This is a genomic window from Planotetraspora mira (assembly GCF_016863275.1).
GTDB classification, from domain to species: domain Bacteria; phylum Actinomycetota; class Actinomycetes; order Streptosporangiales; family Streptosporangiaceae; genus Planotetraspora; species Planotetraspora mira.
Map to the genome: position 1 here is coordinate 101,338 of NZ_BOOO01000031.1, position 14,415 is coordinate 115,752.

Consider the following 14,415-nt stretch of genomic DNA (forward strand, 5'->3'; position numbering starts at 1 on the left):
GACCCATGCGACTCGACGAATACGTGGCCGAACTGGACACCCGATACGACGCGGACACCCGGCTGCCCTGGTGCCATGCCACCGGCCCCGGCTATCACACCCGCGTGCCCGAAGGCGCCCGCGCGCACCAGACGAGGGAGGCGGCCGATTACGCCATCGCGCTCCTGGGGCTGGGCCGGGCCGACCGGGCCGGGGAGGTGCTGGACGCGCTGGTCGACCTGCAGGTGACCGACCCCCTCGCGGCCCACTACGGGATCTGGGGATGGTTCCTGGAGGAGCCGCCTGAGCGGATGGAACCGGCCGACTGGAACTGGGCGGACTTCATCGGGGTACGGCTGGCGCAGATCCTGGCCGTCCACGGCGAGCGGCTCGCACCCGAACTGCGGGAGCGGGTGCGCACCGCGCTGCACCACGCGGCGATGGCGATCTTCCGGCGGAACGTCGACCCCGGCTACACCAACATCGCGGTGATGGGCGCGGTGACCGCCGCCGCGGCGGCGGAGATCCTCCGTCCCGGCCCTCCGGCTTCCGATCTTCCGCGGGGAGGCCCCCTCGACTCCGAACTCCTGCTGGACTTCGGCCGGCGGCGTCTGCGCGCCGTCCTCGCCCTGCACGACGAGAACGGCGGATTCACCGAGTACAACTCCCCGGCGTATGGACGGGTGGTGCTCGAAGAGCTGGAGCGGGCCACACTGATCGTCGCCGACACCGGGTTCAGGGCCGTCGCGGAGCAGTTGAGGGAGCGTACGTGGGCGGCGCTCGCCGCGTGCTTCCACCCCGGGACGGGTCAGCTCGCCGGCCCGATGAGCCGCGCCTACCACGACTGGATCCAGTCGGACCTGGCCGCCTATCTGCAGGCCCAGACGGGCGCTCCGATCGTGCCTCGCAAGGAGACTTCCGGGGACGACGCCCCGGCCGCGCCGCTCCTGGTGCCGCCGCTGCCCTGCCCGCAAACCGTCGCCGAGCGGTTCCGCGCCCTCCCCACCACGCCGTTCCAAACGCACACGCGCTTCAACCCCACGACGACCGGCACCTCCTGGTTCGCCGAGGACGCCTGCCTGGGCTCGGCCGACGAGGAGTTCGCCTGGGTCCAGCGGCGTCCCGTGCTCGGATACTGGCGGACGCCCGACGACCCCGCCGTGGCCCTGCGCGCCCGGATGCTGCTCAACGGCCACGACCTCAGCGCCGCCTGGTGCCGCCAGCATCAGGACGGCCCACGCGTCCTGTCCGCCTGGTGGCTCAGCTACGACTCCGGCGACTTCCACCCGGCTCTGGACCGGCCCGCCGGGAGCGTCTTCCGCATCGACGACCTGCGGCTGAGCGTCTCCTTGCGCGGCCGCGGGGTGGAGGTGCGCGAGGTGCGCGACGGCGTGTTCGCGCTGGCCGCCGGAGACCGCCAGGCGGTGGTGCACACCGTGCCCGCGGAGTTCCTCGGCCGGACGAGGACGTGGCGGGCGGCCGAAGGCGACGGCGAGGTGCGCGTCGAGGTGGATCTGCACGCCGGGCCGTCCGCGTCGGTCGATTTCCACGAGGCCCGGCTGCGTGCCGCCTTCGCCGTGGAGCTGATCACGACGGGCACGCCGCCCCGCACGGCCGCACTGACCGGCGAGCAGGACGCGGCGGAGCTGATCCGCTGGCGCTGGGACGGTCTGGCCGTCTCCACGCCGCTCGACCCGACGCCCTTCGACAGGTAGCGGCCTCCCGGACCGCTACGGACGTCCGCAAACCAGCGCGAGACAAAGGAGCCCCCCATGCCCGAGATATCGCGACGACACCTGCTCATCGGCGTACCGGCCCTCGCGGTGGCCGGTGTGCTTGCCGGGCGGGGAACCGCCGAGGCGGCGACCGGCCAGGCCGCCGGCGCCAACCTGGTCGATCGGTACGGGCAGTACCTCCACCAGGACTGGCCGAGCAAGGTCACGTCGGACGAACAGTTGCGGCGCGAGTACGCCGAGGAGGCGGCGAAGCTCTCCGGCGTCGCCCTCGACCGGGCCGCCTACGACCGGTACGGCGGCCTGAAGAGCCTGGGACGCCATGCGGCCACCGGATACTTCCGGCTGCACAAGGTGGATGGCCGCTGGTGGTTCGTCACGCCTGACGGCCACCTGTTCTTCCTCAAGGGCGTCGACGCCTTCTCCTACGACGAGTGGGGCTACGGCACCCTGTACAAGAACGCCGACGGCAGCCCGCGGGAGGTGTTCGAGGAGTTGCCGGACCCAGAGCGGTTCCCTGACGCTTATGCCGTCGTCCAGCAGGGGCTTCAGACGGTGAACTTCATCAAGGCCAATCTGCGGCGCAAGTACGGCGACGACTACCAGGCGAAATGGCGCGACGTCAGCAGGCGCCGCATGATCGACTGGGGCTTCAACGCCCAGGGCAAGTGGCAGCGGGATCCGTCGGTCGCGATGCCGTACATCGAACGGGCGCCGACCCCTGCCGATGTGATCACCGTGCAGTGGGGCATCGACCCGTTCGACCCGGACTTCTCCAAGAAGCTCGACCGCGCGTTCCGGGACTTCGGCATGCGGCACTACCGGAACGACCCGTGGCTGATCGGATACTTCTTCGAGAACGAGCGAGGGTGGAACAGCGACGTCGTGTCCACCGTGCTTCAGCGGGACTCCGGCCTGCCGGCGAAGCGGGCGTTCGTCCACCACCTCCGGCAGGCCTACGACGGCGACCTCGCCCGCGTCAACGCGATGCTCGGGACCGACGCCGACTCGTTCCACGCGCTCGCGGACGTGGTGATCGACATCCGCAAGGTGCCCGGCGACGATGTGAAGGCGTTCATCACCCGGGCTTCGCAGACCTACTTCAAGAAGGTCCGCGACGCGATCAGGCGCCAGGACCCGCACCACCTTTTCCTCGGTTCGTCCCTGGTGGCGACCTGGCGGACGAGCCTGGAGTGGAACGTCGGCGGGATCGATCACCTCGACGCCATCTCCTTCGACTGGTACTCGGACAGCGCCGACTATCTGAAGCAGTACGAGGCGTACGACAAGCCGATCGTGAATCTCGAGTTCTGTTTCTCCCATCCCGACCGCGGTCTCACCACGCCCAACGCCGCGATCAGCGCCACCGACATCGCGAACCGCGGCGAGAAGTTCCAGGCGTTCGTCGAGGCGCAGGCGAAGAGCCCGGTGTTCGTGGGATTCTCCTGGTTCGCGAACTACGACCAGGCGGTGACGATGAAGCCCGGCGCCACCGAGGCGTTCAACACCGGACTGGTGAATCAGCAGGACCAGCCGTACACCGAGATGACCGACATCATGCGCCGGACGAACCGGAACATCGAGGCCGTGCACCTGCGCGCCTCGGTGGACCGGCCGGTTCCCGAGGTGGGGAGTCCGGCTTCCTGATCGTCCCCGATCTCTACGGGCGCCGCGCTCACGCGGTCGCCCGTAGATGCCCGGGTGGCCGCAAGAACACCGCGAGCAGGACCGCTGCGACGACGCAGACCGCCGTGTTCAGGATCAGGGCGGTGCTGATCCCACGCAGAACGGTGTGCGCGGTCTGGCCGCCCAGTGCATGAATCCGTGCGGTGGCGACGGCCGACATGATCGGAATGCCCATCGTGATGCCCACCTGCTGGCTCATCGTCGCCAGGCCCGTGGCCAGGCCCTGCTCGTCATCGGGCAGCCCGGACGTCGCGGTGACCATGAACCCGACGATCGCGACCAGGTTGGCGATCCCGCCGACGAACGTCGCGGCCAGCAGCACAGTGACCCACCCGGGCCGGTCGCCCAGGAAGATCAGCGGGATCGTCGCGGCCGCCTGGGTGAGGAAGCCGGCCACGAGGGCGTTCTTGCCGCCGACGGCGCCGATGACCCTCGGGCCGAGGATGCCGCCGACGACGGTCCCCACACCCAGCACCGCGAAGGACAGGCCCGCGGCCAGAGGGGAGTAACCCAGAACTTCCTGCAGGTAGAGCGTCAGCAGGAACACCACGGACGTCTCGGTCGCGAAGGCCGCCAGTCCGGCCACGTTGCCCCAGCCGACGGTCCGCCGGCGCAGCACCCGCATCGGCACCAGCGGTTGCGGCACCCGCTTCTCGATCGCCCAGAACGCGACCAGCAACCCCGCGCCGGCGACGAGCGCGCCGTACGCATGCGGGCTCCCCCAGGATCTCTCCCCGGCCTGGGTCAGCCCGTACACCACCGCCGACAACGCAAGGGTCACGGTGACCGCTCCCGGCACGTCCACCTTGGGACGGCGTTCCGGCCGGCTCTCGGCCAGGACCGCGGGAGCGAGCGCCGAAACGGCGACGGCGACCGCGACGTTGATGAAGAACGCCCACCGCCAGCTCAGCAGATCGGTGAGCACGCCACCGAGCACGGCTCCGGTCGTGAACCCCGCCGCCATCAGTGCGCCGTTCAGACCGAGCACCCTGTCCCGCACCGGGCCCTCGGGGAAGGAGGTGGTCAGCAGCGACAGCGCCGCGGGCGTGACCGCGGCGGTCGCCAGCCCCTGCGCCACCCTGGCGACGATCAGCACCCACGGCGTGCCGGCCAGGCCTCCGACGAGAGAGGCGATGCCGAGTACGGCGATGCCCACCAGAAACAGGCGACGCCGGCCGAACAGATCGGCGATCCGCCCGAAGAAGAGCGTGAAGCCCGCGGCGCACAGTGAGAAGGCGGTCGCGATCCACTGCAGGCCGCCCAGAGAGAACCCGACGTCGGCGCCGATGGTCGGCAGGGCGACATTGAGGATGGAGAAGTCGACGGCGAGAGTGAAACCGGCCGTCAGCAACACGGCCAAGATCAAGCGCTCTCGGCCGCCGATGCCCACGCTGCGCGATGTGCCGTCGCCGACGCCGCCTCGGGAGGCGATGTCGCCGCCGGCGGCGGGTGGCTGATGAAGGCGGGTCATATCAGGTGATCCCTTTCAGAGCGGTGGGGACGGTCCCGCCGTCCCGCCTCAGACTCTGGAAGAGGCCGGGATCCGCGACCACACCCGGCTGAGTCGAGCACCGCGCTGCCCACCACTGCGTTGCCTAGCACTGACAGGGACAGGCACACAGCCGGCGAATGGGCACAATGGAGGGCATGAACGGAGCGGATGCGGCAACGGCGGGCGCTCTCGGTGAGTTCCTCCGCAGTCGCCGGGCCCGGCTGACCCCGGAGGACGCCGGCATCAGGTCCTACGGCGCCCGCCGCGTACCGGGGCTGCGCCGGGAGGAACTGGCCCAGCTCGCCGGCGTCAGCGCCACCTACTACACCCGTCTGGAGCAGGGACAGAGCGGCAACGCCTCAGAAGCCGTCATCGACGCGATCGCCCGGGCGCTCAACCTCGAGGAGGACGAGCGCACCCACCTCCACGACCTGGCACGGCCGGTCAGGACCAAGCGGCGCCGCCCCGCCCGGCCGGAAGCCGCGCGAGCCGGCACCGTGCGTCTGATCAACGCGATGGCGGAGGTGCCCGCGGTCGTCATGGGCCGCCGCAGCGAGATCCTCGCCTGGAATCGTCTCGGACACGCGCTGCTGGCCGGGCACCACGACTTCGACGCCCCGAGCCGCCCGCTTGAGCGGCCCAACCTGACGCGGATGTTGTTCCTCGACGCGCACACGCGCGAGCTGTACACCCGCTGGGACGAAGAGGCCGCCCGCGCCGTCGCCTCCCTCCGGCTGATCGCCGGCCGATACCGCGACGACCGGGAGCTGGCCGAGCTCGTCGGAGAACTGACCCTCAAGAGCGACGATTTCGCCTCCCTGTGGGCCGGACACCCGGTCCACAACTGCCTGTCCGGGGTCAAGCAGTTCCACCACCCCGAGGTCGGCGACCTCGAGCTGGGGTTCGAAGTCCTCCACCTGCCCGACGACACCGGGCACCGCATCCTGACTTACACCTCGATCCCCGGCTCACCGTCCGACGCGGCCCTCCGGCTCCTCGCCGGACACCCGTGGGCCACCACGACGCCCCAGGAACCGATCTCCGCGTCCCGCAACGCGGCATCGTCGAAAACACGCGCCGACCTGCCGTGAACCATGCCGTGATCGACCGAATCCGGTGACTCGGCGGCGTCCCGTCCCCGTTATTCGATCTGCGCCGCACCGGAGCGATCACGTGATTATGGTGTACTTCGCCCTCTCCCCCGCAGACAGGAAAATCGATGAACGATTTCCTGCAGAACATCCCCCAGCCCGACGACGTCTGGAAATGGGCCATCAACGCGACGCTCGGCCCCGGCCTGGCGGTGACGGCCTTCCTCGTCTACAACCTCGTGGTTTCCTGGCTGGGCGCGCTGAAATCGACCAGGTCGGCGGCCCTGTGGCTGGCGGGAGCCGTACAGGAGGCCCGTTCGCGTCTCCGTGAGATGCCGGCGGGTCAGAAAACGATCGCCACCGTCGTGTCGGCCTTTCTCGTGGTGGTGCAACTCATGTGGCTGGCCGGTCTGCTCGTCGTCGGCAACCTGCTCACCTTCGCCTATCAGGGGTCGGGCAGGCTCTTCCTGGAATTGGAGGCACAGGACGCGCCATCGGCCGTGTCCTGGCTGAACCTGACGTCGTTCACGAAGGTGTACGTCCTGGTGGGGGCGGCGTTCCTGGTGGGCGCCTTCTTCCTCAAGGAGTCGAACGGCAACTTCCTGGCGTTCCTGATCGGCATTCCGGCGATGCCGTGGGGGATCTCGGCGGCGGTGCTCACCCTGCTGGAGGTCGTCTTCGCGACTTTCGGATGGCTCGGCACCGGGGAGTTCACACTCGACGGCAACGTCCTGTGGCACCTGGTGTTCTCTCTGACGATCGGCCTCTACCTGGCGTCGTGCGTCGTCGCGGTCAGAGCCGCGAGGCGAATGGGCTCCATCTGGGGCAGACGCGCATGATGTGGAGTAATCGTCAATACCTGTGGATCACGCAGGTTTAGTTACTGTTCCGGTGCGCTCCGTCGAGCGGCGTCCAGCTGGTGGCGTAGCCACCTGATCTCATCGATGCGCCCTCCTGGCCGGCCTGGCGGCGTTCGACAGCGTGGAGATCGCGCCGCTCGAGGGCATCGAGCAGGCCGCGAAGATCGCTGACCTGATCGGCCGGACCGGACTCAGCCCGTGGGACGCGCACGTCGCAGCCATCGCCGATGTTGCGATCTGTCCGATCCTGACGCTCGACGCCGGGAAGTGGAACGAAGCGTCGGGCCCGCTGGAAGACCCTCTGTTCACCATCGAGATCGCCGACCCGGACCAGTAACCACCCTCGCGCACGATCTCGTCGATCAGGGAGCTGTCTCGCGTGGAGCCGTCGTCATCCACAGGTCTTGAGCATTGCTCCATGATGTGTGGTCCCCCATGTGTCCCCCGGTAGATTTCGTCGGTGAGTGGCGACACCGCTCGCCGGTGAGTCCACAGTCGTATCGAGAGGATCTCAGTGACTGAGCCCGCCCGCTCCTGGCCACATCTGCTCGCGACACTCCTGCGCGGGCAGGATCTCACCGCGGACGACACCCGATGGGCCATGCGGCGGGTCATGGACGACGCGGCCGACCCCGCCCAACTCGCCGGATTCCTGGTCGCCCTGCGGGCCAAGGGTGAGAGCACCGCAGAGCTCCGCGGAATGCTCGACGCCCTCATGGAACGGGTCATCCCCCTCCCCGTCGACGGCGCGGACGTCGTCGACATCGTCGGCACCGGCGGCGACGGCGCCCACACCGTGAACGTGAGCACCATGGCGGCGATCGTCGTCGCAGCCGCCGGCGTGCCGGTCGTCAAGAACGGCGGCCGGTCGGTGTCCAGCAAGGCCGGCTCCGCCGACGTCCTCGAGGCCCTGGGCCTTTCACTCGACCTCACCCCCGACGACATCACCCGGTGCCTGCGCGAGGTCGGCATCGGCTTCACCTTCGCCCCGCGTTTCCACCACGGGCTGCGTCACGCCGGTCCGGTGCGCAAGGCGCTCGGCGTCCCGACCGCCATCAATTACCTGGCGCCGCTGACCAACCCCGCCAGTCCCCGCACCGCCCTTGTCGGCTGCTCCAACTCGGCCCTCGCCCCGGTCCTGGCGAGCGTCCTCGCCGAGCGGGGCGCGGGCGCCCTGGTCGTGCGCGGACAGGACGGCCTGGACGAGATCACCACCGCGGCACCCACCGACGTCTGGATCGCCGGCGGCGACGGCGTCAGGCAGGAGACGCTGGACGCCGCCGACTTCGGGCTCGCGCGCAGCGCACCGGAGGCACTCCGCGGCGGTGACGCCGCCTACAACGCCTCGGTCGTCCACCGGGTCCTGGCCGGCGAGCCGGGCGCCGCCCGCGACGCCGTCCTCGCCAACGCGGCCGGAGCCCTCGCCGCCCACCGCGGCTTCGGCGGAGGCCTCCATGACGCCTTCGCGACCGGCCTGGAAGAGGCGCGCCGCGCCGTCGACAGCGGCGGCGCCACCACCACTCTGGAGAACTGGCTGAAGCTCGCGTCGTCCCTGGCCGACCGGCGGCCCTGACGTCCAGATCGGCCGGCCCGCGCCTGCGCTCAGGCGGGTGATGGGCGCGGTCGGCTGATCCTCGGCCTTCTCGGCGAGTCGCCTCATGAAGGCGGGTTCGATCGTTCGACCTAGGCCGATGGACTCAGATCGTCCAGGGCCGCCGCCTGATCCACTCCGGCCCTCGCCTGCGGATACTCGTTCGTCGTGTCAATCACGTCTATACAGCGCGTCTCGGGCGCACGGCCGTTCGTCGTCGGAATGTTCGTCGACGCGCTTGGCAGCGGGATCTACGTTCCGCTCACCTTGCTGTTCATCCACGAGGTGACCGGTCTTCCCCTGACCACGGTCGGCCTGGGGGTGACGGCGGCGGCCGTGGTGGGACTGGCCGCGAATCCGGTGGCCGGTGCGTTCATCGACCGGTTCGACGCACGCCGCGTGCTGATCGCCACCTATGTGCTCCGCGCGCTGGGCTTCGCCGCCTACCCGTTCGTGGACGGCTTCGCCGCCCTGATCGCCGTCGCCGCCGTGGTCGCGGTGGGCGACCGCGCCTATTACCCCGCCTCTGGCAGCTACATCTCAGTCCTGGCCGAGGGGGCGGCCCGGGACCGGCTGTACGCGCTCGTGGCGACCACCAGGAACGTCGCCTTCGGGCTGGGCGGCCTGATGTCGGCGGGTGCGGTGTCGCTCGCCGGCGGAACGGGGTTCATGCTCATCGCCTTGGTGAACGCGGCCAGCTTCGTCGTGGCCGCGGGGTGCTTGATCCGCTCGGGACGGCACGCGCCGGCTGAGACCGTCCCACGGCGGCGAGGAGGCTACCGGCGGGTGCTCGCGGACCGGCCGTTCATCGGCCTGGTGGCGGCCGAGCAGGCGTTCACGCTGGCGCACATGATCCTCCCGGTCGCGCTGCCGATATACGCGGTCGCGATACTCGGCGCCCCGGCCTCACTCCTGGGCCTGCTGTACACCCTCAACACGATCCTGGTGGCCGCGGGACAACTCGCGGTGCGTCGGTGGCAGCGCAACGCCCGCCGTACGCACGCCATGGCGCTGGGCGGGGCGGTCCTGATCGTCGCGTGCGGTGCGTACGCCGCGACGGCGCTTGTTCCGCCCGTGCTGCCGCGCGTCTGCGGTCTCGTGGTGGCCACGCTCGTCTTCACCCTCGGCGAACTCATGCACACCACCCCTTCGTGGGCCCTGACGACGGCAACGGCGCCCCCCGCGCTCAGGGGCCGCTACTTGGCGATCTACCAGCAGACCTGGGCGCTGGCGGCCGTCTTCGCGCCCGCGGGCTTCTCGGTCCTGCTCGATACGGCGCCGCCGCTGTTGTGGCTGACGCTCGCCACCATGCTCGCGTCGGCCGGCCTCGGGATGCTTCACCTGTCTCGCCGCCTGCCCCCCGACGCCGTCGCCGCGCCACAAGCGTGACCCGGCACGATCCAGCACCACTGAACGTGGGACGGTGGTCGCCGGCCGAGGCTCACCGCCGGCGGCCGCCGATCAGGCGTCGCCGTCCCGAACCGCTGGGCGCCTTCTCGACTTGCGGGACCGCACGCGCGGGCCGGTTGAGGATCGCCTGACCGAGTGTCAGACCGCCTCCGATCGCCAGGCCGATGGCGGCGGCCTGCCCGATGGCCAGGAATCCCGGCCCGGCCTGGCCGTGGCTGAGTTGAAGCAGGCCCCGGTAGATGGTGTAACCGGGGGCCAGCGGCACGATGCCCGCGACGGTGTGCAGCAGCGCCGTGCCGTTGGTGCGGCGCGCGAAGGCATGGCCACCGAGCCCGACGACGACCGCGGCGACAGCGGTGGCCAGAGCCGACGGGAGGCTGTACTCCTGCGTGAGCACCAGGTAGACCGTCCAGCCCACCGCCCCCGCCAATCCGGCGGTGAGCATGTTCCAACGCGTCGCCTGGACGCAGAAGGCGAAGCAGACGCAGACCATCATCGCGGCCGGAATCTCCACCGCGAGTCCGGCCCAACCGTGCGGCGTCAATCCGTCCGGCTGAACCTGAGGGACGCGCAGCCCGTAACGCACCGCGGCGTACAGGACCGTTCCCACCCCGGCCACGATCGCGGCGACGACCACCGCGGTCTCCATCGCCCGCGCCGCGGCGGTGACCAGATAGCCCGCGATGGCGTCCTGCACCGCCCCGACGAACGACAGGCCGGGCAGCAACATCGCGATTCCGCCCGCGACGACGAGCGGCGCCTGGGTCGTCCCCCCGGAGAGGAAGAGCCCGGTCGCGACTGCGGTGGCGACCGCTCCGCCGAGTACCGCCTGGTGGAAGGCGGGGACACCACGGCGCGACAGCCGGCGACCGGCGCGGTCGATGAACGCGGTCACCGCGGCGGCGGCCAGGAACACCACCGGCCCGCCACCCAGCATCACGGTGAAGAATCCGCCGAGGCACGCCCACGACAGGGTGACCTGCCACGCGGGATGAGCCGGCCGCGCGGCCTCGATCTCGCCCAGGCGGGCCGAGGCCGCGGGCATGTCCACCCGCCCGCCTCTGATCTGCTCGGCGAGGCGGTGCAGGGCCTCGATGCGCGCATAACCCAGAACGGCGGCGCGGACGACCCTGATCTCGGTCAGCGGCACCGCCCGCGGACCGCTTCTGTAGGACAGGACGATCGAGCCGGAGGTGACGTCCGCCGCGCAGTCGCGCAGCCCGAGGGACTCGGCGACCTCCGTCATCGTGGCCACCACGTCGGCCGCGGGTGCTCCGCTTCTCAGTAACAACTCGCCCATGCGCAAGACGATCAGCATGATCTCGCTGGCCTCCTCGCCCGCCGGCGCAGACGGCTCCCCCGCCTGCCCCGAGGCCTTCGGCCCGTCTACAACGGTCATCGGCTCACGCTCTCGTCGAAGAGCCGCTGGAGTGCCACGAATCCGCTCTCCGCGCCGTCCCTGTCATTCCGAACCCGGTGTGCTGATCGTCCTGGCGAAGCTTTGTCCAGAAGCGCCAGACGGGCGTCCCGCTTATCCGTCATTCCGCCCGCAATCGTCCTATTTGCCTATTTCTGTGCAAACCGTACCAGTGGTATATAAAGGGGCGGCCTCCCCCACGCGGCGCTGGCATCGACGGGGGGATCGGTCGTCGGACCCGGGGCCAGGGCGTGTTTCCTTGCCGCCCGATCACCAAGCTGACCAGCCCAGGTCAGCACCATCAAGATCTGGCTCCGCGACCCCGTCACGTGGTCAGGGGAAAAGTCTCACCTACCCGTGCCCAACGGGGTCTTTCACAGATTGACGGGGTAGCTGAGCGACAACTCATCCGCCGAAACGCCCCGGATTCCCCAGTTCGCTTTCGGCATCTCGACAATGGTGAGCTCGATGTCATCGACGGGCAGGTCGAGGCCCGGCGCCAGCCGTTCATACACGGTACGGATCAGCTCACGCTTGGCGTCGTCGGAACGACCCGTGAAGCACAGGACCTCGATGATCAGATAGCGGTCACTTCGTTGCGGGCAGATCATGTCCTCGGGGTCGAGCAGCAGGAAGCGGTGGAACCGCTTGTCCGACGGCAGCCTCCACGCCGACTCCAGGCACTCCTGCAGCAGATCAGAGATCCTCCGCTGCTTCCCCGCCCATGCATCGCGCCGCCCATAGACCTTGATCTGAGCCATTTGCCCAGTCTGCACCGTACTGCCCGAGATGACGAACCAAGATCCAGGAAACACGACCTAGTAGTGATGCGGGCGACCGTGCCGCGGCGGGACGACGAATTCGGTCAGCTCCGCCGAACCCGCGCCGAGTTCGGCCCATGGGGATGCGATCGCCAGAGTCGCGATCGCGCCGGTGGGAAACTTGACGCGCACGCGCTCCAGGGCGTCCCCGGCGCGATCACCTGCGAGGTGAAGGATCAATTCCTGCAGGCCCGGGTCGTGCCCGACCAGAAGCAGCGTGCCGACATCACCGCCGCTCTCCGCCACGACATCGAGCAACTGCCGCAGATCCGCGCCGTACAGCCGCCGGTCGTAGGTGACGGGCGGCGAGGCGTCCAGATGAGCCGAGGCCAACTCCCACGTCTCGCGGGTCCGCTGGGCGGTGGAGCAGATGACACGGTCGGGCACATGACCGTGGTCGCGCAGCCACTGCCCGGCCAGCGGCGCGTCCCGCCGCCCCCGCCCGGCCAAAGGCCGCTCATGATCAGGCACATCGGGCCAAGCGGACTTGGCGTGCCGTACGAGCACCAGCGACTTGGGCGTATCGGCGGTCATGCCATCGACACTAGCCAGCAGCGCGAGGATGCTCCGCCCGAATGATGATCTCTTCCCGACATCAGACGACAAAGAAGGAGCAATCATCTGCGCCGTAGACCGCCAGACAGGGGGCCGGCACCCAGCCTCAGGGTATGCAGCATTATGTCCCTTATGTCCTTTATGTCCGTTCGGAGGTGATGACCGCCGACGGACGAGAGGCAGGTGCACGACGAAATGAGTCGTCATCGTGCAGGGAACTCATCCGCCGCCACGATCGTCGGCGTCCGACTGCTGGCCCTGGCCACTGTCGCCGTCACACTTTCCGGGTTCGCCGCCACACCACAGGCGAACGCGAGCGCCTGGACGACCCCCCGGACCGCGCCGGCGCCCACCTTCGCGGACAAGCCCGGCCCTGTCCGGAACCACAACAGCGGGCGGCACAACCAGAACGCACCGGCCATCAACAGCCCCAACACCGTCAGGGGCGTCCAGCAGGTGAACAGCGTCAGCGGGACCACCATCACCCAGAACGGTCAGTGCAGGGGGCGACGCTGCACGATCTCCCAGAGGCTCCGGTCCTCACACGGCGGGTGGCGCTCCAGGCATGGACGTGCAGGGCGTAGGTAACCGGTCCGGCCAGGTCCTCCCCCGCGCCCGATGACCGAAGTTGCCGGATCACTGATCCAGCGGCTTCGATGAACCCCGTGTCCCGCCCGTTCTCCACGACCACACGCCGGCGTCGGCCGTCCGTCCGCACGATCGCCGTCGCCACGATGATCGTGATTCTCGGCCCGCTCATGCTGACCGGCTGCACCCGATCGGCCGAGCCTCCGGCGCTGCCGCCCGCCGGCGTCTACGACCACGACGCATCGGGCGAGGACTCGCAGGCCGTGCCGGTCCCGACCGACGGTACGGCCGGAACACTCACTCGGCCGTTGAGGGAGGCCGGTTGGTTCTGCGCGCAGGTTCGAGCCAATGCGGACGGCCGTGCCCTGTGGTGCCGGATCGGTCACCGCGACGAGGCGGACACCGTTCATCCGCAGGTGGCGCAGTTCCTGCTCGACCGCGACGACCGGCTCGCCTGGGCGTGGTTCCCGCACACCGGGCAGCCGGCGAACCAAGAGGACAATCTGGTCGCCGCAGCCGCGGCACCGGCGCTGACCGCGATCTGGCCCGACGCCGGTGATCGCGCCCGGCAGGAGATCGACGACTTCGATCGCGATCTCCAAACCCAGGTGGGGCGGCAGAGCGACGAGATTCCCCGGACGGACTGGCGGGACACGCACGCGGACTACAGCTACGACGGGCTCAACGGTCTGGTCGTCACCGCCCGGGACACCTCAGTGCGGCGCTGGCCGTTCGGATCCGAGCACTACGCGACCACGATGAGCTCCGCCGTTGATGATCTTCTGGCCGGTGGCTACGACTGCTTCTATCCACCCCAGCAGAACTGCAACCGCCCCCAGTCGAACGGCTACTTCCGCGTCACCCTCCGCGGTGATCAGGTCGTCTCGGCCCAGTTCGGCATCGGCAGCATGATCGAGTCGGGGCGGCAACGACACCTGCTCAGCGAGGAGTTCCCCCACGGCCTCACCTTTCTCACCGAGGCGGTTCGCCGCCCGGTCACCGAGCGCATCGAACAGTCCCGGCGCTCCGGCACGGGCTTCGCCGGCATCGTGGCCGGAACAATCGTGATCATCGACGCGCATCGGGGCGCCGTCGACAAAGACGATCTCGTGGCGTACTTCGACATCCAGATCGGCGCGCCGCTGGCCGCGACCCTGCCCATCTGATCGGCGTGCTCGAATCAGTCATCGCG

General features: G+C 69.6%; 13 protein-coding genes. 8 read left to right on the forward strand and 5 right to left on the reverse strand.

What is annotated here, in order from left to right:
• The first annotated feature begins 5 nt into the window (after positions 1-5).
• Both Pmi06nite_RS26240 and Pmi06nite_RS26245 read left to right on the forward strand, forming a co-directional pair.
• Complete coding sequence (locus Pmi06nite_RS26240) at positions 6-1,694, forward strand: DUF8769 domain-containing protein (RefSeq protein WP_203955790.1); 1,689 nt, start codon at positions 6-8, stop codon at positions 1,692-1,694.
• A gap of 57 nt (positions 1,695-1,751) precedes the next feature.
• Positions 1,752-3,359 carry a bromodomain-containing protein gene (locus Pmi06nite_RS26245; RefSeq protein ID WP_203955791.1) on the forward strand — a complete coding sequence of 536 codons (1,608 nt, stop codon included), beginning with the start codon at positions 1,752-1,754 and terminating at the stop codon, positions 3,357-3,359.
• A gap of 28 nt (positions 3,360-3,387) precedes the next feature.
• Here Pmi06nite_RS26245 and Pmi06nite_RS26250 read toward each other — a convergent pair whose 3' ends face one another.
• Complete coding sequence (locus Pmi06nite_RS26250; RefSeq protein ID WP_203955792.1) at positions 3,388-4,869, reverse strand: MFS transporter; 1,482 nt, start codon at positions 4,867-4,869, stop codon at positions 3,388-3,390.
• A 176-nt stretch (positions 4,870-5,045) separates the two neighbouring features.
• Here Pmi06nite_RS26250 and Pmi06nite_RS26255 point away from each other — a divergent pair, with 176 nt between their 5' ends.
• The 5 genes from Pmi06nite_RS26255 to Pmi06nite_RS26275 all read left to right on the forward strand — a co-directional run bounded on the left by Pmi06nite_RS26255 (position 5,046) and on the right by Pmi06nite_RS26275 (position 9,821).
• Positions 5,046-5,981, forward strand: coding sequence for a helix-turn-helix transcriptional regulator (locus Pmi06nite_RS26255; protein WP_239114215.1), 936 nt, complete (start codon positions 5,046-5,048; stop codon positions 5,979-5,981).
• Between the two features lie 128 nt (positions 5,982-6,109).
• Positions 6,110-6,820: a hypothetical protein gene (locus Pmi06nite_RS26260; protein WP_203955794.1), complete on the forward strand. Its 711-nt coding sequence runs from the start codon at positions 6,110-6,112 to the stop codon at positions 6,818-6,820.
• 142 nt (positions 6,821-6,962) lie between these two features.
• Positions 6,963-7,178, forward strand: a complete 216-nt coding sequence (locus tag Pmi06nite_RS26265) for a hypothetical protein (protein ID WP_203955795.1) — start codon at positions 6,963-6,965, stop codon at positions 7,176-7,178.
• A 177-nt stretch (positions 7,179-7,355) separates the two neighbouring features.
• Positions 7,356-8,414, forward strand: a complete 1,059-nt coding sequence (gene trpD, locus Pmi06nite_RS26270) for an anthranilate phosphoribosyltransferase (RefSeq protein ID WP_203955796.1) — start codon at positions 7,356-7,358, stop codon at positions 8,412-8,414.
• Between the two features lie 186 nt (positions 8,415-8,600).
• Complete coding sequence (locus Pmi06nite_RS26275; protein WP_203955797.1) at positions 8,601-9,821, forward strand: MFS transporter; 1,221 nt, start codon at positions 8,601-8,603, stop codon at positions 9,819-9,821.
• Between the two features lie 52 nt (positions 9,822-9,873).
• On the opposite strand, the gene Pmi06nite_RS26280 is transcribed toward Pmi06nite_RS26275, so the two are convergent.
• The 4 genes from Pmi06nite_RS26280 to Pmi06nite_RS26295 all read right to left on the reverse strand — a co-directional run bounded on the left by Pmi06nite_RS26280 (position 9,874) and on the right by Pmi06nite_RS26295 (position 13,117).
• Positions 9,874-11,241 carry a threonine/serine exporter family protein gene (locus tag Pmi06nite_RS26280; protein WP_203955798.1) on the reverse strand — a complete coding sequence of 456 codons (1,368 nt, stop codon included), beginning with the start codon at positions 11,239-11,241 and terminating at the stop codon, positions 9,874-9,876.
• A 392-nt stretch (positions 11,242-11,633) separates the two neighbouring features.
• Positions 11,634-12,020, reverse strand: coding sequence for a tautomerase family protein (locus Pmi06nite_RS26285; protein WP_203955799.1), 387 nt, complete (start codon positions 12,018-12,020; stop codon positions 11,634-11,636).
• Between the two features lie 57 nt (positions 12,021-12,077).
• Positions 12,078-12,614 (reverse strand): SixA phosphatase family protein, encoded by a 537-nt coding sequence (locus Pmi06nite_RS26290; protein ID WP_203955800.1) that lies wholly within the window; start codon positions 12,612-12,614, stop codon positions 12,078-12,080.
• Between the two features lie 224 nt (positions 12,615-12,838).
• Positions 12,839-13,117, reverse strand: a complete 279-nt coding sequence (locus Pmi06nite_RS26295) for a hypothetical protein (RefSeq protein WP_203955801.1) — start codon at positions 13,115-13,117, stop codon at positions 12,839-12,841.
• Between the two features lie 183 nt (positions 13,118-13,300).
• On the opposite strand from Pmi06nite_RS26295, the gene Pmi06nite_RS26300 reads away from it, so the two are divergent.
• Positions 13,301-14,389 (forward strand): hypothetical protein, encoded by a 1,089-nt coding sequence (locus Pmi06nite_RS26300; RefSeq protein WP_239114216.1) that lies wholly within the window; start codon positions 13,301-13,303, stop codon positions 14,387-14,389.
• Positions 14,390-14,415 lie beyond the last annotated feature (26 nt).